The 19,795-nt window shown below is 65.8% G+C and carries 19 protein-coding genes; 6 read left to right on the top strand and 13 right to left on the bottom strand.

The window, feature by feature from the left end; genetic code table 11:
• Window positions 1-56 precede the first annotated feature (56 nt).
• Together nucS and D9V28_RS07000 are read right to left on the bottom strand one after the other, a co-directional pair.
• Window positions 57-752: an endonuclease NucS gene (gene nucS, locus D9V28_RS07005; protein ID WP_121659030.1), complete on the bottom strand. Its 696-nt coding sequence runs from the start codon at window positions 750-752 to the stop codon at window positions 57-59.
• 49 nt (window positions 753-801) lie between these two features.
• Complete coding sequence (locus D9V28_RS07000) at window positions 802-2,043, bottom strand: MFS transporter (RefSeq protein ID WP_121659029.1); 1,242 nt, start codon at window positions 2,041-2,043, stop codon at window positions 802-804.
• A gap of 154 nt (window positions 2,044-2,197) precedes the next feature.
• On the opposite strand from D9V28_RS07000, the gene D9V28_RS06995 reads away from it, so the two are divergent.
• Window positions 2,198-3,277 carry a LacI family DNA-binding transcriptional regulator gene (locus tag D9V28_RS06995; RefSeq protein ID WP_121659028.1) on the top strand — a complete coding sequence of 360 codons (1,080 nt, stop codon included), beginning with the start codon at window positions 2,198-2,200 and terminating at the stop codon, window positions 3,275-3,277.
• A gap of 143 nt (window positions 3,278-3,420) precedes the next feature.
• Here D9V28_RS06995 and D9V28_RS06990 read toward each other — a convergent pair whose 3' ends face one another.
• The 10 genes from D9V28_RS06990 to D9V28_RS06945 all read right to left on the bottom strand — a co-directional run bounded on the left by D9V28_RS06990 (window position 3,421) and on the right by D9V28_RS06945 (window position 13,915).
• A complete protein-coding gene (locus D9V28_RS06990) occupies window positions 3,421-4,515 on the bottom strand; it encodes an FUSC family protein (protein ID WP_121659027.1) in 1,095 nt (364 codons plus the stop codon).
• A 68-nt stretch (window positions 4,516-4,583) separates the two neighbouring features.
• Complete coding sequence (locus D9V28_RS06985; RefSeq protein ID WP_121659026.1) at window positions 4,584-5,153, bottom strand: GNAT family N-acetyltransferase; 570 nt, start codon at window positions 5,151-5,153, stop codon at window positions 4,584-4,586.
• Window positions 5,154-5,225: 72 nt separating this feature from the next.
• Window positions 5,226-5,879, bottom strand: coding sequence for a response regulator (locus tag D9V28_RS06980; RefSeq protein ID WP_121659025.1), 654 nt, complete (start codon window positions 5,877-5,879; stop codon window positions 5,226-5,228).
• Window positions 5,876-7,048 carry a sensor histidine kinase gene (locus tag D9V28_RS06975; protein ID WP_121659024.1) on the bottom strand — a complete coding sequence of 391 codons (1,173 nt, stop codon included), beginning with the start codon at window positions 7,046-7,048 and terminating at the stop codon, window positions 5,876-5,878. The genes D9V28_RS06980 and D9V28_RS06975 overlap by 4 nt, the downstream gene beginning before the upstream one ends.
• Window positions 7,049-7,109: 61 nt before the next feature.
• Window positions 7,110-7,982, bottom strand: a complete 873-nt coding sequence (locus D9V28_RS06970) for an ABC transporter permease (protein WP_121659023.1) — start codon at window positions 7,980-7,982, stop codon at window positions 7,110-7,112.
• Window positions 7,975-8,916 (bottom strand): ABC transporter ATP-binding protein, encoded by a 942-nt coding sequence (locus tag D9V28_RS06965; protein WP_121659022.1) that lies wholly within the window; start codon window positions 8,914-8,916, stop codon window positions 7,975-7,977. The genes D9V28_RS06970 and D9V28_RS06965 overlap by 8 nt, the downstream gene beginning before the upstream one ends.
• An 81-nt stretch (window positions 8,917-8,997) precedes the next feature.
• Complete coding sequence (locus tag D9V28_RS06960) at window positions 8,998-10,821, bottom strand: glycoside hydrolase family 15 protein (RefSeq protein WP_229727931.1); 1,824 nt, start codon at window positions 10,819-10,821, stop codon at window positions 8,998-9,000.
• A gap of 83 nt (window positions 10,822-10,904) precedes the next feature.
• Window positions 10,905-11,801: a glucose 1-dehydrogenase gene (locus D9V28_RS06955; RefSeq protein ID WP_121659673.1), complete on the bottom strand. Its 897-nt coding sequence runs from the start codon at window positions 11,799-11,801 to the stop codon at window positions 10,905-10,907.
• A gap of 39 nt (window positions 11,802-11,840) precedes the next feature.
• A complete protein-coding gene (locus D9V28_RS06950) occupies window positions 11,841-12,428 on the bottom strand; it encodes an RBBP9/YdeN family alpha/beta hydrolase (RefSeq protein ID WP_121659021.1) in 588 nt (195 codons plus the stop codon).
• A 173-nt stretch (window positions 12,429-12,601) separates the two neighbouring features.
• Entirely contained in the window at window positions 12,602-13,915 is a 1,314-nt protein-coding gene (locus D9V28_RS06945; protein ID WP_121659020.1) for an MATE family efflux transporter, read from the bottom strand.
• Window positions 13,916-14,210: 295 nt separating this feature from the next.
• Here D9V28_RS06945 and D9V28_RS06940 point away from each other — a divergent pair, with 295 nt between their 5' ends.
• From D9V28_RS06940 to D9V28_RS06920, 5 genes are all read left to right on the top strand, one after another.
• Window positions 14,211-14,564, top strand: a complete 354-nt coding sequence (locus D9V28_RS06940; RefSeq protein WP_121659672.1) for a VOC family protein — start codon at window positions 14,211-14,213, stop codon at window positions 14,562-14,564.
• 50 nt (window positions 14,565-14,614) lie between these two features.
• Window positions 14,615-15,640 (top strand): ABC transporter ATP-binding protein, encoded by a 1,026-nt coding sequence (locus D9V28_RS06935; protein ID WP_121659019.1) that lies wholly within the window; start codon window positions 14,615-14,617, stop codon window positions 15,638-15,640.
• Window positions 15,637-17,256 carry an ABC transporter permease gene (locus D9V28_RS06930; RefSeq protein ID WP_121659018.1) on the top strand — a complete coding sequence of 540 codons (1,620 nt, stop codon included), beginning with the start codon at window positions 15,637-15,639 and terminating at the stop codon, window positions 17,254-17,256. The genes D9V28_RS06935 and D9V28_RS06930 overlap by 4 nt, the downstream gene beginning before the upstream one ends.
• Before the next feature lie 122 nt (window positions 17,257-17,378).
• Window positions 17,379-17,822, top strand: coding sequence for an META domain-containing protein (locus tag D9V28_RS06925; RefSeq protein ID WP_121659671.1), 444 nt, complete (start codon window positions 17,379-17,381; stop codon window positions 17,820-17,822).
• A gap of 49 nt (window positions 17,823-17,871) precedes the next feature.
• Window positions 17,872-18,273: a GlcG/HbpS family heme-binding protein gene (locus tag D9V28_RS06920; RefSeq protein WP_121659017.1), complete on the top strand. Its 402-nt coding sequence runs from the start codon at window positions 17,872-17,874 to the stop codon at window positions 18,271-18,273.
• Window positions 18,274-18,330: 57 nt separating this feature from the next.
• Here the strand turns inward: D9V28_RS06920 and D9V28_RS06915 are convergent, their stop codons facing one another.
• On the bottom strand, window positions 18,331-19,776 hold the full coding sequence (locus D9V28_RS06915) for an MFS transporter (protein ID WP_229727933.1): 1,446 nt from the start codon (window positions 19,774-19,776) through the stop codon (window positions 18,331-18,333).
• Between the last annotated feature and the right edge of the window lie 19 nt (window positions 19,777-19,795).

The following is a 19,795-nucleotide window of genomic DNA, read 5'->3' as shown; positions in this document are numbered from 1 at the left end:
ATGATAGGCAATTTCGCGATCAACGCCACAATTACCTGTGTGTAAGCAGGGAGCTCCTAGAACAAGCGCCCGTCTGCGTTGTCGAGTCCGCGCATGGCGTCGTAATCAAGAACGAGACAGCGGATGCCACGATCCTCGGCAAGCGTCCGGGCCTGCGGTTTGATTTCCTGGGCCGCGAAGACACCCGAAACCGGTGCGAGGTGCGGATCCCGGTTCATCAGTTCGAGATAGCGCGTGAGCTGCTCAACGCCGTCGATGTCCCCGCGCCGCTTAAGTTCAACGGCGACGGACGCGCCGCTGGAGTCCCGCGCGAGGATATCGACTGGGCCGATCGCCGTCATGTACTCACGGCGAACGAGGGTGTGGCCATCGCCGAGAAGTTCGATCTGTTCGGCAAGCAGTTTTTGCAGGTGCGCTTCGACACCATCCTTCTGCAGTCCGGGGTCGATGCCCAGTTCGTGCGCCGAATCATGCAGCACGTCGTAGATCGAGACGATCAGTGCGTCCCCGGTCTTGGCGTGCGTGACCTTCCAGGTCTCCGTGACACCGGCATCCGCCTGGGTCTGATCCGGTTCAACGATGGTGAGGCTGCACGGCGGGCTCATCCAGTTGAGTGGCTTGTAGCTGCCGCCGTCGGAGTGGACGAGGAGGCTGCCGTCGCTCTTCACCATGAGCAGGCGCGTCGCCAGCGGGAGGTGCGCCGAGAGTCGTCCTGCATAGTCAACGGAACACTTCGCAATCACCAAACGCACTCGACGAGTGTAGCCCGGCTCAGGGCAGCGCGCCCACCGGTCAGGATTGTCAGGGCGTTGGAGCCGGCCGCACCTTCTGCTCGCGGGCGGCCGGGGACGCGAGGCCCGAAAGCACGACCAGAATGAGGACGACGTAGAGCGCATTGAGCAGGCCGACCTGGTCGCCGAGCAGGCCGATCAGCGGCGGTCCGACGAGGAATGCCAGGTAGCCGATCATGGCGACGGCGCTCACCCGGGCTGCGGCGTTTTTGCCCTCAGCAGCCGCAGACATGCCGAGCGGGAAGCCGAGCGCGCTGCCGAGCCCCCAAAACACGGTGCCGAGAACGATGACCCAAAGCTCGGACCCGAGGATGAAGACGAGCAGACCGATGACAGCGGACACGGCCGAGACCTGCAGCACCAGCACGCGCCCGAAGCGATCAATGAGCGGGCCACCGGCCACCCGGCCGACGGTCATCGCTGAAACGAACACACCAAACACGATCGCGCCGGTCGGCTCGGACTGGCCGTGCCCCTCGACTGTGGCGAGAGCGAGCCAGTCGTTGGCGCTGCCTTCGGCGAACGCCATGCCGAGCATGATCACACCGATCAGAATGAGCCGCAGATCGGCCCAGACCGACAGGTTGGCACGCAGTCGTGCTTTCCAGTCCAGCTTGTGGGAGTGCGTCGGGGTGTCGTCACCCAGGTTTTCGCGCACCGGCACGAAACGCACAGCGATCACCACAGCAATCGCTATGACCGCCGCCATTCCGGACGCGTGCCAGACAACACCGATTTCCAGAGCGGATGCCACGGCGCCGATTCCGGCACCGATCACGGTACCGAGACTGAAGCAGGCGTGCATCAGCGGCAGGACTGTCTTTCCCAATTCGGTTTCGGCCGCAGCGCCCTCGACGTTCATCATCACGTCGACGCTTCCGTTGCCGAAGCCGAACAGGGCGAGGCCAACAAAGACGAGTGCAGGCGAGAACGCGACACCGGCTCCGATGCCGATGAGCACGAGGCCAACCGCAACACACGAGAGCGAGAACACCATGCCGGCGCGCGCTCCGAACCGCACCATCAGCCAGGCAGAGGCCATCAGTCCGAGGATCGACCCGGCGCTCATGCCGAGAATGAGGATGCCGATGGAGCCCGTCGATACGTCGAGGTTCGATTTGATCTCGGGCAGGCGCGCTGCCCAGGTCGCGATGCTCAGGCCGGACAGCGTGAAGATCACGAAGATGGCGTTGCGCCAGGCGGCCAGTTCGTTCCGAGAACGGGTGGCTGGAGAAGTGCTGGGGGATGGCATTGGGCGTCCGAGTCTCTCTAGGCGGAAAGCGAAGGTGTCGACGGCGAGGATCGAATCGATTCGACCTCGTGCTTCGCCTAAGCTAACGCCAGGAAACACCCTCGGTCAAGGGCGCCGTGCCCGCAACCGATGGTCTGGCCAATCGAGAGTAAGTATGACAACCCAGCCACAGGCATCCGCTTCGAATTCGCACGAGGGCAGGCCAACGCTCGCCGCTGTCGCCGCGCGGGCCGGTGTGTCGCCATCGACGGCATCGCTTGCCTTCAGCGGGCAAGGCCCGGTGTCGGATTCGACGCGCGAGCGGGTGTTGGCGGCTGCCCGTGAACTGAACTACGGCGGGCCTGACCCGCTTGCCCAGTCGCTCCGGCGGGGCCGAAGCGGGATCGTTGGGGCACTCATTCCCGCACGCATCGGTGTCTCGTTCCGCGACCCTGTCCTCATCCAAACCCTCGACGGACTCGCCGAAGAGATCAGTGTCATCGGTGCCGGGCTGCTCCTGATGCCAGACCTGGGTGATGGTGTGGTGAGCGTGACGACCGCGCCGGTCGACGCCGTTGTTCTTGTCGGCTGCAACGCCGACGCAATCGAGACGCTCGAGGTACTGCGCCGCCGCAACATCCCGATTGTGCAGATCGAGGGCCCAGGCGACAGCGGAGTGCACACCGTGAGCGTCGACAACCGTGGCGGGTCGAGGCTTCTGGCCCAGCACCTGGCCGACCTCGGCCACACCCGCGTCGCCCTCGTCACGCTCGGCCTCGACCGCAACCGAGCGCTCGCACCGCTCACTGCCGAGCGGGAAGCGGGAGCCACGGTGACCACAACGCTCGAGCGCATCGCCGGAGTGCGAGAGGTGTACCCGAACGCGACAGGCATGATCGCGGCAGGCAGCCGCAGTGACGCCGGTCGGGAGGCCGGCCTGCGCCTGCTCGACGTTGCGGCCGACGTGCGCCCGACCGCGATTCTCGCGCAGAGCGACCTGCTCGCGGCCGGGGTCATCGCAGCGGCGGAGGAGCTCGGTCTGCGGGTGCCCGAAGACGTCAGCGTCGTCGGTTTCGATGGCATCAGGGTGGACGGCCTCGACCGGCAACTCACCACGGTGTGGCAGCCGGCCCAGGGCAAGGGTGCGGCGGCCGGGCGCGCTGTCGTGGAGATGCTCGCGGGCGAAACGCCGGCCCCTGTGGCCTTCGAGGTGCGCTTCCAGCCGGGCGACACCACGGGTCCGCCGCCGGCCTGAGATCCCGGGTCATCAGGCCTCAACCTGGCGACCTGGTTCGCTCAGGTTACGCGAAAGCATCGCGTAGCTCGCTTCTCGGCGTGGTTAACGCGAGCTTGCGGCACTGGAACGAGGAGACAGCGAACGGATGCCATGTGTCCCGCTCACTCGGCCGGGTCGGCACGCTCCATGCTGGCGAGAATCCGGTGAAGATCCATAGCGACGGATGCCACGGGGCTGAGCGTCGACGGAGCACTGTCGCGATCCTCATCGAGTCGCGCAATCAAAGTGTCCGCCGCTGTATTGGCCACAAGAACCGCCTCATTCACGCCCTCGCCTGAGTTGTGCGCCTTGAGCACCTCAGCGACCGCGTGCAGGGTGTCCGACAACGGTTCGCGCAGGCGATCGGGAACTTCGGAGTGGAATGGCGCGTCCCAGATTGCCGCGGCGAGCACTTCGGTGAGGTCTCGAATGTAAAAGGTGATCCGCTCGAGTCTTTCGAGCTCACGGTAGTCCTCGCCGAGGTCTCGCTTGTGCCTGCGCGCGCGAGGGTTGCCCTTACGGCTCTCGTCTGCCTCACCGACGGCCTGGCGAACAGCGTCTGCTGTGGTCACGAGCGTCTGGCTGCGGCTTGCCCACTCCTCGTGCTCCGGCGGCCACGTCTCGGTGAGCGCGGCGCCGATGTCGTCGAGGTGTTTGGCGAGCAGCGTGCGAAACTGGGCCAGTTTCATCACGGCACCGCTGAAGTTAAGCGGCGGAAAGATCAGCAGGTTGACGAGCAGGCCGACAGTGATGCCGACGCTCATCTGCACGAGATAGCCAATCGAGTACTCGTCGGCGTTCGGCCCTCCGATGATCAGGACGAACAGCGCGGCAACCGCGACATAGTCTCCGCCTGTGCGGAGCCAGCGACTGCCGGCGATGACCACCCCCGCACCACAGACCAACGAGATGGTGAGCACATTTGGTTCGGCAACGAGCAGGACGATGACGGCCAGCACAATTCCGATCGCGAGTGACGCCAGGGTCTCGACGCTCGTGCGGAGGGAGCTCATCAGCGTTGGATACATGCTGATCAGGGCGCCGAGCGGCGCGTAGTACGGGTATTCCTCGGCGACGCCAGGCACGAGTTGGGCGATCGTCCACGCGATTCCGACGGCGATCGAAGTCTTCACGGCCAGCAGGAAGCGAGGGTGAGCGAGCCATGACTTCACACGCGTGCTCATACTGCGTGCTGTGGTGCGTGGTGCTGACGTCATTGCCCCATCCTCACAAACTGACCCTGTGAGAGCCATCGACGTCGACCCGTGTGGAGTCCGAACCGGCGTCACCCGCTTGCTGCTGCCCACTCTCGGTGGAGGATCGCGTAAACGCCTGTGTCAGCCCACTCGCCCTTTACGCGCATGTCTTCGAGCAGGTGAGCCTCTTTGCGCATGCCCAGGCGATGGCAGACGCGCACCGAGGCCTCATTGGCGGGGTCGAGGGTTGCAATCACGCGATGGGCGCCAACGGTTCGAAACGCGAAATCAAGCAACGCGAACGCAGCCTCCGTCGCGAAGCCGCGCCCAGCGTAGTCGGGGTGCATGATCCATCCGATCTCGACACATTCGTTCTCCACGCTGTCGATGCTCAGGTACATCTGGCCCATCACCCGGCCGTCGTCACGCCGCTCCATCGTCGGCTGGAGGTAGTCGCCCGGTTTCTCGAGCCGGGTTTTTGTGGTGCTCTCCGCCACCTTGGCCTCGACCGAGGCGCGGTCGCGCGGCGCGAACAGAAGGTAGGCGCAGACGTCCTCGCGCGACTGGAAGGCGTGGATCGCGTCGACATCCGTCAGCTCAGGACGCCGAAGGGTCAGCCGCTCCGTCTGGATGGGGCGGGAGAACTCGGTCGGGCGCATGCCTCATGCTAACCAGCAGCGTCGAACCGAACCAGACCGAGCCTCTGCCACGCGACCAATAAACATCGTCGTTCAGAGCAGCCCGAGCTCAAGGGCCAGCGTCACGGCACGTGTCCGATCCGAGACGCCGAGCTTCTCGAACACGTGGATGAGGTGCGTTTTCACCGTGGCCTCACTGATGAAGAGCGTCCGCGCGATCGCCGCGTTACTGTTGCCGACGCTGACCAGTTTGAGTACCTCAAGTTCGCGCGCGCTCAGCCGGGGACGCTCAGGAGCAGCGCCCTGTCGCATCCGCTCGACCAGTTTCGCCGCAATCGCGGGGGCGAGCACGGTCTGCCCGCCAACCACCGAGCGCACTCCGGCGACGATCTCGTCCTGCGGCGCCGCCTTGAGCAGGTACCCGCTCGCTCCGGCCTCGATCGCGCCGAGGATGTGGTCGTCGGTTTCGTATGTGGTGAGGATCAGCACGCGGGTGCCTGGGACCGTCGCGATAATCTGCGCGGTCGCCGCCGCGCCGTCGACCTCGGGCCCGTTGGCCACAGGCATCCGCAGGTCCATCAGCACGAGGTCGGGCTCGAGCGACTGCGCCAGCGAGATTGCCTCTGCGCCGCTGGCGGCCTCGCCGACCACCTCGATGCCATCGGCCAGGGTCAAGAGCGACGCGATCCCCGACCTCACGATGGGGTGGTCGTCTGCCACGAGAACCCGAATCGAACGGTCGGTCATGCTGTGTGTGCTTTCATCAGGGGAATGTCGACGGTGAGAATTGTGCCGGACGCGGTGTCAGCATCCGTCACCGTCAATGTACCGCCGACGAGACCCACACGATCGCGCATGCCACTGAGGCCAAAACCGCGTTCGTCGCCCGGTGTGTAGCCGCGGAGCCCGCGACCGTCATCGCGGATCTCCAGGGTCACGCTGGATTCGGTGGACGACACGGTGACGGATGCTGTTCGTGCGGCGGCGTGTTTTCTCACGTTGGCGAGGCCCTCCTGTGCGCAGCGCAACAGCACAACTTCGATATCGCGGGGCAGCCCGGACAGGGTCACATGCGTTGTGACGGCGACGGAGGTTTCGCGGGAGAAGCGCTCGCCGAGTCTGGACAGCGTTTCGGCGAGGGAAGCGTCGGTCGACGGGAGCCCGGCGTTCGCGGTGACCAGCGCCCGCGCTTCTCCGAGCGCGTCGCGGGCCGTCGATTCGATCAGCTCGAGTGCGGTCTCGGGGGTGGGTTGTTCGAGCCGGGCGCGCTGGGCCAGCATGACAATGCTCGTGAGGCTCTGGGCGATGGTGTCGTGAATCTCGCGGGCAATCCTCTCCCGCTCTGCGGTCGCACCGGCAATCCGGCTCATGCCCTCGAGCTCGCCCTGGGTGGCGCGCAACTCGGCGAGCAGCCTGTCGCGTTCCTCGGCGTAGTTCGCGATGCTCGTGATCCAGAGGCCGAGCGCGAGGCTGAAGGCCAGCGACAGGCCGGCGACGAAGAGCGCCTGGATGGCGCCCGTTGCGCCGCCGAGTCCGATACCGAAGCCGACGGCTATCACGATGGCCGCGAAGATGTTGGCGATCACGGCCTGCCTGGTGTTGAGTGACACCACCCAGATCAACGGGAAGGCGATGGCCTGCGCCGTCACGACGTTCGGTTCGAACGCGGCGCCGACCGCGACAATAATGGCGAGCAGCGCTTGGAACGTGATGCTCGGTGCCATCGACGTTGGCGGCGGGACCCGATCGGTCGCCCCGACCAGCCTGCGGCCGAACAGGTAGTAGACGAGGCACAGCATCACGAGGGAGACGAACGCAGCCCACCCTTCGTAACCGCCCGTGGTGTAAACCACGGTGATACCGACAATGACCGCGGTGCCTGCGACAGCAATGTCCCACCATTTCGGATTGTTCACGGCACTACTCTCTCGCATTGGAAGCGGGCAGGTGACGCTCGACCGGGGTGAACGCCAGGCGTCAGCTATCCTTGCGGATCCAGCGGAAGGTGAACCGGCACAGCACCAGGCCGACAACACACCAGATCAGCAGAACCAGCGCAACCCATCCCAGCTCCCAGCTCCCGTTCTGCTCCAACGATGCAAAGCTCTCGGGCAGGAACACCGACCGCATGCCCTGCGCCAGCCATTTCAGCGGAAAGATGCTCGCGATGTTTTGCAGCCACTCGGGCAGCATGGTGAACATCAGGTAGACGCCGGAGATGAACTGCAGCACGAGCACAATCGGGATGACGACAGCTGTCGCGCTCTTCCCGGTTCGCGGCAGTGCCGACAGCGCGATACCGAGAACCGCCGAGGTGACGATACCGAGCAGGTAGAGCCACGCAAAACGTGCCCAGAGTTCGGGCTCTGTCGGCAGCTCGATCGAGAACACCACACGCGCGACCAGCAGGAGGAGAGCGATCTGCGCAAGCGACGTCACGAACACCTGCCCCATCTTGCCGATGAAGTAGCTGATCACCGGAAGTGGTGATCCCCCCAACCGCTTGAGCGTCCCGTCACTCTTCTCGGTCGCAATATCAACGGCGAGATTCTGCACCCCAGAGAGCAGGATGCCAGCTGCGATCATTCCCGGAAGGAAATACGCACCCTGGGTGATCCCGCCGGTGCCGTCCGGGTTGGTACCGACATTGCCCGAGGCGCTGAATGCCGCCGCAAAGATCGACAGCATCACCACCGGAAAAAGGAAGGTGAAGAAGACCTGGTCGCCGACGCGAAAGTAGGTCTTGATCTCGTACCCGATGCGTTTCATTCCCAAACGGATGCCACGGCCACGCGGCAGCGCCGGAACCGGTTGTGTTGTGTTTGGCCGGGTGAGTGTCGATTCAGACATGGGCTGCTCCTGTCGCGTGGGTTGCGGAAGTCGCGTCTGCCGCTTTCGCGTCAGCTGCGCTGACAAGGCCGAGGTAGACGTCCTCGAGGCTCGGCCGGATCACCTCAAGGTCACGCGGTTCTTCGCCGATCTCCGCGGAGAGGGCGCGAACAAATGCGGCGGGCTCGAGTGTGCGTTCGGTCCGAAGACCTGCGGCGTCCCGCCAGCGCACAACGGGGACTCGGGCGTCTGCGCCACCGATCGTGTCGACCGGCCCGATCTCGACCAGCCGGCCGGCCGCGATGACCGCGACCCGATCAGCAAGCTGTGCGGCTTCGTCGAGGTAGTGGGTGGTGAGAAGGATCGTCGTACCCTCGGCCTTGAGTGACCGGATGAGGTCCCAGAAGTGGCGACGGGCCTCGGGGTCGAATCCCGTCGTCGGCTCGTCAAGGAACAGCAGCTGTGGGCGCCCGACGACGCCGAGCGCCACGTCCACCCGTCTGCGCTGACCGCCGGAGAGTTTGCCGATCCGAGTTTTCGACTGGTCGGTCAGGCCGACGGCCGCGATGACCTCGTCGACGTCGCGCGGATGCGGATAGTACGCCGCGAACTGCTCGACCTGCTCACGCACTGTGACGTGTGCGGCCTCAGCGCTCGACTGCAGCACGATGCCGAGTTGCGCCTTCCAGGCCAGGTCTCCCTTCTGCGGGTCGACGCCGAGAACCTGCACATCGCCGCTCGTGCGATCGCGGTATCCCTCAAGGATCTCGATCGTTGTCGACTTGCCTGCACCGTTAGGGCCGAGCAGGGCAAAGGTCTCGCCGCGGACGATGTCGAAGCTGACCCCGCTTACGGTGGTCTGCGCGCCGTAGCGTTTGACGAGGTTCCTCACCTCGACCACGGGCGAACTTGAGAGACCAGCGGATGTCTGCGCCACGTTTATCGGAGAAGTCATGGTTACAGGATCGTCCTGTATCCGATAGTGCAACAGAGGTGGTTCGACTGATATCCCGATCAACCGATCGGTGGATGGCCGTCAGTCGGAGAGTTCGCTGATGAGGATGGCCGTGTAGATGAGTGACAGGTGGCTGAGCCCCTGCGGCAGGTTTCCGGCGAAGTCGAGGGAGTCGGCGTCGATCATCTCCGCGTACATGCCGACGTTGTTCGCGAGCGGGATGAGCTCGTCCATGAGTGCGCGAGCCTCGTCGATGCGGCCGACACAGGCCAGCGCGCCCGCTCGCCAGAAGGCGCAGGCCACAAACGTCGCCTCTTCCTCACGCATCCCCGTGTAGCGGTAGACCAGCGGGCCATCGCCCAACTCAGCCGTGATTGCATCAATGGTCCGTGACATCCGCTCGCCTCGGTTAAAGCCACTCGGCGCGTGAAGCAGGATCGACGCGTCAAGCTCGTCAGAGCCGGGGTACATCGTGAACGCCCCTCGCTCCTCTGACCAGCAGTTCTCGTTCACCCAGTCGGCGATCCGGTCGCGTTCGGTCTCCCAGCGCGCGGCGTCGCCGGGGATCTCGCCGAGTTTCGCCAGGTGAACGGCGCTCGAGAGTGCCTGCCAGCAGCCGAGCTTCGACGTCGTGTAGTGCCGGTTTTGCTCGAGCTCCCAAATGCCGGCGTCGGGTTTCTGCCAGTCGTCGCAGGCCTGGTCGGCGACGGAGGCCAGTGAACGGCCGGTCTCGGCGTCGAGGATGTTGCCCGCGTCGACGTAGCTGCGCATGACGTCGAACAGGTCGCCGTACGGCCCAAGCTGCAGCTGGTGTTTCGCGTCATTGCCACACACGACGGGGCCGAGTCCGCGCCAGCCGGGCGCCTCGGTGCGCACGATCTCGTCTGGGATTTCCCCGTCTAGTGTGTAAAACACCTCGAGCTCAGGCCCGTGTTTGCGGATGGTGGTGAGCATCCACGAGACAGCGGCCTGGCTCTCCTCGCGCAGCCCGAACCTGATCATGGCCTGCAGCGTGTACGCCACATCGCGGACCCAGGCGAACCGGTAGTCCCAGTTTTTGCCACCGGTGATCGTCTCGGGCAGCGAGGTTGTTGCCGCGGCCGCAATGGCGCCGGTGGGACTGTGAATGAGGAGCTTGAGGGCCAGGGCACTGCGTTGGACGGCATCGGCCCACGGCCCCTCGTAGGAGAACTCACGTGACCACGCGCGCCAGTTGTCGACGGTGCGGTCGATGCCGCGGTCGACGTTGCGCGGGTTCGGCGGGTGGATCGGTTCACGTGAGGTGCCTGACACCGCGAAGAGGTGTCGTGAGCCGGCGCTGGTCGTGAATGCCCCGTCGAGGTGGTGTGTGCCCGGCTCGTTCGCTCCGTGCTCAAAACCGGTGACCGAGAGCATCACGCCGCCGACCCGGATGACCGGACCGTGCACCGTGTTGTCTACCCACGGCATCGCGGTTCGGAGCGCTCGGCCCGGCTCAACCGCCCACCTCATTTCGACGGATCCGCGAATCCCGTCGATGCGCCGCGCCAGCTCGGTCCACGGCAGTCGACCGGCGACGCCGGTAACCAAAGCGTCGGTGAGGCGGACAACACCGGATGCTGTCGTGAACGTCGTCTGCAGCACGTTCGTTCCGGGTATGTAGGCGCGAGTCGTCGTGTACGCCTCGACCGGCGCCAGGGTGATCCGTCCGCCGTTCTCCGCGTCGAGCAGGGCCGCGAAGACGGGGACGGAGTCGAGCGCTGGAATCGGCAGCCAGTCCACTGAGCCGTCGCGAGCGATGAGAGCGACGGTGCGTCCGTCACCGATCCCGGCATAACCGCGGAGGTCGGCGTACCCGTCCTTCCGGGCGAGCGGGCCAGCGCTGTCGGCCTTCGGCAACAGCTGTGCGGCTTTTCTCGCTGTCACTCTCGCTCCTGTCCGAGTGGCTGGGAACGCGTCGCCGGAAGAAAGGGTGCCGCCCGCCGGTTGGCGGACGGCACATCTCCGAGCTACGGCGTCGGCATCCCGCCGTTGACGTGGAGGGTTTCCCCCGAGACGTAGCTGGACTCCCCAGATGCCAGGAACACGTACGCCGGCGCGAGCTCGGCCGGCTGGCCGGGGCGACCGAGCGGGGTGTCTTCACCGAAGTCGGGCAGTGCCTCGGTCGGCTGGCCACCCGCGGTCTGCAGCGGAGTCCAGATCGGGCCTGGAGCCACGACGTTGACTCGGATTCCCTTGGGCGCGAGTTGCTGGGCGAGCGCCTTGGAAAAGGTGTTGATCGACGCCTTGGTTGTGGCGTAGTCGACGAGGTTTTCCGACGGCTGGTAGGCCTGGATCGACGACGTGTTGATAATGGTCGAGCCAGGGCCCATGTGCTTGAGCGCGGCCTTGGTCACCCAGAACATCGCGTAGACGTTGGTCTTGAATGTCTCGTCGAACTGCTCGTCGCTGAGGTCGAGAAGGTCCTCGACGTGCTGCTGCTTGCCGGCGTTGTTGATAAGGATGTCGAGTCCGCCGAGCTCGGTGACCGAACGCTCGACGAGTTCACGGCAGTAGTTCACATCGGTCAGGTCGCCTGGGATGGCCACGGCGGTTCGACCGGCTTCCTGAATGAGGGCGACAACACCCTGCGCGTCTTCTTCCTCCTCGGGCAGGTAGGAGAGAGCAATGTCTGCTCCCTCGCGCGCGAATGCGATGGCTACGGCGGCGCCGATGCCCGAGTCTGCGCCGGTGATGAGCGCCTTACGGCCCTCGAGGCGGCCAGCGCCGCGGTAGCTCTTCTCGCCTCGGTCGGCCTTCTGGACCAGATCGGCGTCGAGGCCAGGGCCTCCCTGTGACTGGGCGGTGGTGTCAATGTCTGAGTACTTCTTGCTTGGATCTTCGAACGTGTGCTGGTCGGGCGACATGGTGACCTCTCCTGCCTGATCGTGGAACAACGCGGAAATTCAGCGCCGTGTTTCGATGGTGTCAGGGGGACTGGCTTCCAGCATGCGGTTGACCACGGGAAGCAGTTCAGGTATGGAATGACAGCCGAGGCGATCGACGAAGTGCCCTCCGCCTGAAACGATTGTGAGCGGCGCCTCGAGGCCGCGAGCCAGCTCCGCGGTGAATGCTGGCGCGACGGTTGTGTCATTGTCCGAGCCGATGACCGAGCGGTGCTCGATGTGCGCGGCGAGGGTTGCCAGGTCGACGGGGGGAGCGGTGAACTCATCGAGTTTGGGCAGGTTCGGCAGGGATGAGACGAAACCGGCCACGAGAATCAAGCCGCGCAGCCGCCAGGGGCGTGGCATCCGCTCGAGGACGCGAAGCGTCGTGATCGCCCCGAGGCTGTGGCCGATCAGGATCGTCTCGTCGTCGACCCCGCCGATGGCTGCGGCAAGAGTGTCGACCCAGGGCTCGAGCTCGGGCGCCGTCGAATTCGGCAGGGCAGGGACGGTGACGACGCCCGGGTCGAATTGTTCGACCAGCCAGGGGAACCAGTGCCGATGCGGGGCGGCGTTGTAGCCGTGTGCGACGATGATGCGGGGTGCCATGCATCGAGTCTGTCACCGGGGTCGTTGTCGAGGGGCGAGATGACACACACTTCGTCGCTCGCCGAGCCGGTGGGCGACGAAAAGTGGCAACTGAGATCCGGGAGGGCACGCTGTGGCAACCCTGGTCGGTGGTCGTCAGTCCGTGGTCGGTGGTCGGTGGTGGTCGGCGGTCGTCAGACGCCGGTGCGCATCCACGCCGTCGTGCGCGCCCGCAGACCGAGTGTGAGCGCACGTGCCGACAGGTAGCCGAGTGAGAACGCGGCCGTCAGCAAGGCGAGGCCAGCGGCGTTCGTCGGGGCAGCGAGAGCGACCCAGAGCGCGAGCGGTGTGAAACAGGCGAGGTTCAGGATGCCTGTGAGGGCCAGGTAGCGTGCGTCACCTGCGCCGATCAGCACTCCGTCGAGCACGAAGACGAACCCGGCGAGCGGTGCGCTGACGCCGAGAATGATCAGGGACGGCGTCAGCAGCGCGGCGAGGTCGGGGTCGCCGGTGAAGAGCAGGCCGGTGACGCCGGATGTCGCCGCGACGAGGAGCCCGAGCGCCACTCCCGAGCCGACGCCCCAGGTAAGGCAGCGGGCCAGGACGGCGCGCACTCCCGCAGTGTCGGCCGCGCCGAGCCCCTTGCCGATGAGGGCCTGGGCCGCGATAGCCAGGGCGTCGAGGATGAACGCGGTGAGGGTGAACATGGTCATCACGACCTGGAAGCCGGCGAGCTCGCTTGTGCCCAGGCCGGTCGCAACGAAGGTCGCGAGCAGGATGGCAGCGCGGAGGCTGGCCGTTCGAACGAAGAGCCAGCCGCCGGACATCGCTGACCCGGAGATGCCGTCGCGGGAGGGGCGGATATCTGCCCCGGTGCGTCGGGCGTGCCGCAGAACGACGGCGAGGTAGACGCCGGCCATTCCCCACTGGGCCACGACGGTGCCGATTGCTGAGCCGGCGATGCCCAGGTCGAGCAGGTAGATGAAGACGAAGTTGAGCACGACGTTGGCGGCGAATCCGAGCCCGGCGACGAGGAGCGGTGTGCGGGTGTCCTGGAGGCCGCGGAGCAGCCCCGTTGCCGCGAAGACGAGGAGCATCGCCGGGATGCCGATCATCGAAATCGAGAGGTAAATCGAGGCTTGCTCCGTGACATCCGTTGTCGCACCGAACAGGGAGAGCAGGAACGGTGTCGCAGCGAATCCCGCGATGGCGAGCACCAGGCCGAGGCCGAGTGACAGCCAGATGCCGTCGATGCCGACGGAGACGCCGCCGCGCTCGTTCCCAGCACCGAGTCGGCGGGCGACGGCGGGCGTTGTGGCGTAGGCCAGGAAGACCATCAGGCCGATGATGGTTTGCAGCACGGCGCCGGCGAGGCCGAGGCCGGCGAGTGGGGTGACGCCGAGGTGGCCGATCATGGCGGAGTCGGCGAGGAGGAAGAGGGGTTCGGCCACGAGGGCGCCCAGTGCCGGAACGGCGAGGCGCAGGATGTCGCGGTCAACCGTTCTCACACGTTCGAGCCTACGGGAGGCCGCCGGCGTCGGTTCGTCGGCGGCCGCGAGGTTCGGCTGGCCGCCGGCGTGGTCACGAACGGCGGTTGGGGACGGGTGCGGGCGTTGCTCGGTCGCAACGGGTTGGATTTTTCGTCAACGAACAGCCGTTTTCGACCGAGCAAAGGTGCGTGCCGCCGTTTTCGACCGCGCAAAGGGGCGTGCAGCCGTTTGTGACCGCGCAATGGTGCGTGCCGCCGCTCGTGACCGAGCAAGGCCTTCCGCTGGCCGGGCCCGCCCCCGTAGTCTCACCCTCATGATCGGTGAATTTCGCAGCGTCGTCCTCGACTGCCCTGACCCCCGCGCCCTTGCCTCGTTCTATGAAGAGTTGCTCGGAATGCAGCGCGCCGTTGACCAGGACGACTGGGTCGCCCTGCAGGAACCCGAGGGCGGTCCGCGGGTGGCGTTCCAGAAAATCGACGACTACAACCCACCGCAGTGGCCTGGCCAGCTCGTACCGCAACAGCTGCACATCGACGTCAGGGTCGCCGACCTCGACGCCGCCGAGCAACAGGTACTCGCGATCGGAGCCTCAGACGCCGGCTATCGTGAGGACGATTTCCGGGTGTTTCTCGACCCCGCCGGCCACCCGTTCTGCCTCGTTGAATAGGGCCTAAACCCCCTTACCAACCGTCGCGGGCAGGCGTAGTGTTCCGCTCCATGAGCACGGTGATCCGAACTCGTGACCTGCACAAGCACTTCGGTCATGTGCGCGCCCTCGACGGCCTCGACCTCGACGTCGACGCAGGCGAAATCCACGGCTTCCTCGGCCCGAACGGCGCAGGCAAGTCGACGACGATCCGCATCCTGCTCGGCCTGGCGCGAGCCACGTCAGGCAGCGCGTCGGTTTTTGGAGCGAACCCCCGAGCGGATGCTGTCGCTATCCACTCCAGACTGGCCTACGTTCCGGGCGACGTGAGTCTGTGGCCCAACCTGACCGGCGGTGAAGCAATTGACCTGCTCAGCCGGCTCCGTGGCATCCGGGATCGTGTCGAATACGAGCGTAGCAAGCAGCACCTCCTCGACGTCTTCGAGCTGGACCCGACCAAGAAGGGGCGCACGTACTCCAAGGGCAACAGGCAAAAGGTGGCGCTCGTCGCGGCGTTCGCCGTGCCAGCTGAGCTGTACCTGCTCGACGAGCCGACCTCGGGGCTCGACCCGCTGATGGAGGCTGTGTTTCGAAGCGAGCTCCTCGATCGTGTGGCCGACGGCGGCACAGTGCTGCTGTCGAGCCACATCCTCAGTGAGGTTGAGCTGCTCTGCTCGCGGGTGAGCATCATCCGCGCGGGGCGGCGCGTCGAAGAGGGAACGCTGAGCGACCTGCGACGTCTCACCCGCACCGAGGTGGCCTTCTCGGCCGGCGAGCTTGCAGCGACCGACCTCGTCGTCATCCCCGGCGTGACCGATCTGCGGGTCGAGAACGGCAGGGCCACCTTCACGGCGGACTCGTCCGCACTCCTTGACGCGCTGCCGGCGCTCGCCGCGTTGCGGGTGCAGAACCTGACCATCACGCCGCCGTCGCTTGAGGAGCTCTTCCTGCGGCACTACGGCGACGCCGGACCGGCAAACCAACCGGCCGCCGAGCCGGCCGCCGACCCTGCCATCGAGCCGGGCGCCGACCCCGTCATCGAACCGGCAACCGAATCGGCCCCGGCGCACGCCAGGCACGCCAAGAGCTCGAGATGAGCATCTTCTTCACGCTGCTTCGACAGCGTGTTCGGCGTGACCGGGTGCAGGTGCTCAGCTGGCTCCTCGTGATGGCCACGATCGTGTTCCTCACCGCATCGGCGCTTCAGGACGTTTTCGGCGAGGAAAGCGAGCGGGCCGCCCTGATTCAACTGGCCACGGCGAATCCGGCCATTCTCGTGCTCCGCGGCCCGCCGCAGGGCGTGGATCTGGACGCGCTCTTCATCTTTTCATCCTTCTCCTTTCTCGGCCTGCTCGTCGGTTTGATCAACACATTCCTCGCCGTTCGCCACTCCCGAGCCGAGGAGGAGACCGGTCGTGCAGAACTCGTCGGCGCAACACCGATTCCCCGGTTGCTTCCGCTCAGCGCGACGGTGGTGTGGGGAGTGATCGTCAACCTGCTGATGGCGGTGATGGTGAGCGGATGCTGCGTGGCGGCCGGTATGGACGTCGCGGGCTCGGTGCTCACCGGAGTCGCCCTCGGGGCGATCGGGCTCTCGTTTCTCGCGGTCGGTCTCCTCGCCTCAGAACTGATGCTCACCTCCCGTGCAGCGAATGCCGTCGCGGCCGGTTCCGTTTTGCTTGCCTACCTCGCCCGCGGCGTCGGGGACGCGTTCGGCGAGGTGTCGCAGGACGGCCTCGTTGTGCAAAGCGCCTGGCCCAGTGCGTTGTCGCCGATCGGCTGGGGTCTCGCAACGCACCCGTTCACGGCCAATGACTGGACTCCGCTGCTGCTGAACCTCGCCCTCGCGGTCGTACTGACGGCATCCGCGTGTTTGCTCGCTGTGACGCGTGACAGTGGGGCGAGTGTTTTCGGCGCCGGAGTTGGGCGCGCAACCGCCAGGCGGAGCCTGTCGAGCTCGATCGGCCTGGCCTGGCGGCTGCATCGGCCGAGCGTGATCGGCTGGGTGCTCGGCGGGCTTCTGCTCGGCGTTTTCGCCGGTGCCCTCGGAACCGTCGCTGGGCAGAATGACGTCGCGAACAACCCGCTCGCCGAGCAGTTGCGGCGGCTGTCTGACGGAGGCGAGACCCTGGACCAGGCGTTCCTCACGGCGATCTTCAATCTGGTCGGCGTGCTCGCGGCCGGTTGCGCCGTCCAGGCAGCTGTTCGTGCCAGGCAGGAGGAAGCCGTCACGACGGCCGAGCTCGTTCTGGCAACGCCGGTACGGCGTGTGCGGTGGCTCGTCGACTATCTGGTGGTCGGGGTGGTCGCTGTGGTTCTCGTGCTCGGCGTCGCAGCCCTTGCCGCCATCGGGGCAGCTGCCGCCGTCGGAGCCGCGAGCGCGTCAAACTCGGACGCTGTGGCGTCGGCACTCGCCCAACTGCCTGCCCCGCTGCTCTATCTCGGCACCGTCGCGCTGATTTTCGTCCTGCTGCCGCGGTACACCGCTCCGCTCGGCTGGGCACTGCTCACGGCGGGGGCGTTCGTCGGGTTGTTCGGCAAACTCATCGGATTCCCGGACTGGCTGAACAACCTCTCGCCGTTCACTCACGCGCCGGCTGCGATTGGATCGGAAACCGACTGGAGCAGTGGATTTGTGATGCTTGCCCTCGCGCTTGGTGCCGGTGTCGTGGCATCCGTTCTGCTTGAAAAACGGGATATCGCGAGTGCGTGACAGCCGCCGCTTCGCTGGTTAGGATGGCGCTCACGGGCATCGGTGCGATGGGTTTCGCCGAGGATTCCGAGATCACGGGATCGAGTCGCGAGCAGCACGGGGTGCCACATCGGAGGTGCACCATGGTCGCTTCACGTTTTCCGGTTTCCCGGGTTTCGATTGCCGTCTCGACGCTCGCGGCTGGGCTGTTGCTCGGTGGGTGCGCCTCGTCGGGCGGGTCAGGCGACGAGCCGTCGCCGAAGGCAACCGAAACAGCGAAGGCGCTGACCACCAACACGCTTGTCGGCACCTGGGGATCCACCGCTGTGCAGGAACCCAACCTCGTGTTCGACGCAGAGGGAGGGCTCACGGGCACCGATGGCTGCAACCGCCTCGTCGGGACATGGAGCGTGGAGGGGGACACGGTGCTCCTCTCCGACATCGCCAGCACACTGATGGCCTGCGAGGGCGTCGATACCTGGCTGAGCGGGGCGGCCTCGGCCACCCTGGTTGCGGGCAACGACGATGAGCTTCAGATCTTCGACAGCGCCGATCAGGAGATCGGAACCCTCGAGCGCGCCGACTGAAGGAACGTACGATGGGCGCAACTCGTTCGACACCGACGTCAGGAGCACCATGAACGCACTCACCCTCAACGACGCACGCACCCTCATCGCCGCCGCGGAGAAACGGGCCCAGGAAATCGGCCAGCCCATGAACATCGCCGTCGTTGACGCCGGCGGAAACCTCATCGCCCACGTACGAATGGACGGCGCCTGGATCGGGAGCGTCGACATCTCGATCAGCAAGGCGTGGACAGCGCGTGCCTTCGACATCTCGACCAGGGACCTCGCCGAGAACTCGCAGCCTGGCCAGCAGTTCTTCGGCATTTCCGCGAGCAACGCAGGCAAGGTGATGATCTTTGCCGGCGGCATTCCGATCACCCGCGACGGGACAGTTGTCGGTGGCCTCGGCGTGAGCGGTGGGTCGGGCGAGCAGGACCAGACCGTCGCTGAAGCCGGGGTGGCCGCGCTCTAAAAAGTGAAACGCCCTTCCTTCCGACGGACGAGCCGTCGGAAGGAAGGGCGTGGGCCGCTAACCGAGGTGCAGCACCTTCTCGGCCGGCTCGCCCATGGGCATCAGCGTCTCTTTGGGGCCGCGGATGAACGTGGCCGCGATGATCGAACCAACAACCAGCGCGACGGCCGTTCCGATGAAGACTGCGGAGTAACCGGAGACCAGGGCGTCGAAGCCGGTCCCGCTCGCGCTGCCCGCCGTGTACAGCGCGGTGTAAATCCCGAGGCCGATTGAGCCACCGATCTGCATGGCCGCCGTGTTCGCCGCGCTCGCCGCCCCAGCGTCGTGGGGTTCGACTCCGAGAAGCGCGAGGTTTTGCATCGGCACGAAGAGCATGGCCATTCCGATGCCGAGGAGCACCATGCCTGGGAGGATTTCGGCCAGGTAGCCGCCGGTGGATGTGAGCCCACTCAACCAGACCATGCCGACCGCGGCGATGAGCGGGCCGGCGACCATGAGCGGCTTCGGTCCGATGCGGGGCAGGAGCTTGGTTGCGATGGGTGCGACGATGCTGATCACGATTGTCAGTGGGAGGGAGGCGACGCCGGCCAGGAGCGGTGAGAATCCGAGCACGATCTGCAGGTGCAGCGTGACGTACAACATCATGCCGATCATCACGCTGCCGGACACCATCTGGAGCAGGAGCGAACCGCCGCGCACCCTGCTCGCGATGACGCGAAGCGGGAGTAGCGGCTGGGCGATTTTGGACTGCGAGTAGAAGAAGAGTGCCATCAGCACGACGCCGGCACCAAGGCAGGCCCAGACGCCGAGCGAGTTCCAGCCGTGTTCGGCGAGGGTGAGACCGTAAACGAGTGCGCCGAGTCCGAACGCGACGAGCACTGTGCCGAGGAAGTCGTACTTGTTGTCGCCCTCTGCCTTGCTCTCGCGGAGAAGGAACGCGGCGGCGATCATCGCAACCAGGACGATCGGCACGTTGACGAGGAGGCACCAGCGCCAGCTGAAGAACTCGGTGAGCACTCCGCCGAGCACGAGGCCGACAGCGGCGCCCGCTCCACCGATCGAGCCGAAGACCGCAAACGCCGTGTTGCGCTCACGGCCGGAGGGGAACGTCGTTGTGAGGATGGCCAAAGCCGCCGGTGCCATCAGTGCGGCGAACAGGCCCTGAAGGCCGCGCGCAACGATGAGTTCGATACCGGTGCCGATGAGTCCGCCGTATGCACTGGCGATACCGAAGCCGACCATGCCGACCATGAATGAGCGCTTACGCCCCCAGTAGTCGGCGATACGTCCGCCCAGAAGGAGCAGCGCACCGAAGGCGAGGGCGTACGCGGTGACGACCCACTGGCGTTCGACATCGGTGAGCCCAAGGTCGGCCTGCGCCTGCGGCAGGGCAATGTTGACGATGGTGCCGTCGAGAACGACCACCAGCTGGGTGAGCGCCACGATGGCGAGCACCCACCAGCGGCGCTTGGTAGAGAGGGGAGCTTCGGACGGAACTGACACAGGAAACCTTTTCCAAATA

Origin of the sequence: Mycetocola zhadangensis (assembly GCF_003668565.1) — a bacterium.
GTDB lineage: Bacteria > Actinomycetota > Actinomycetes > Actinomycetales > Microbacteriaceae > Mycetocola_A > Mycetocola_A zhadangensis.
This window is presented reverse-complemented; position numbering and strand designations above follow the sequence as displayed.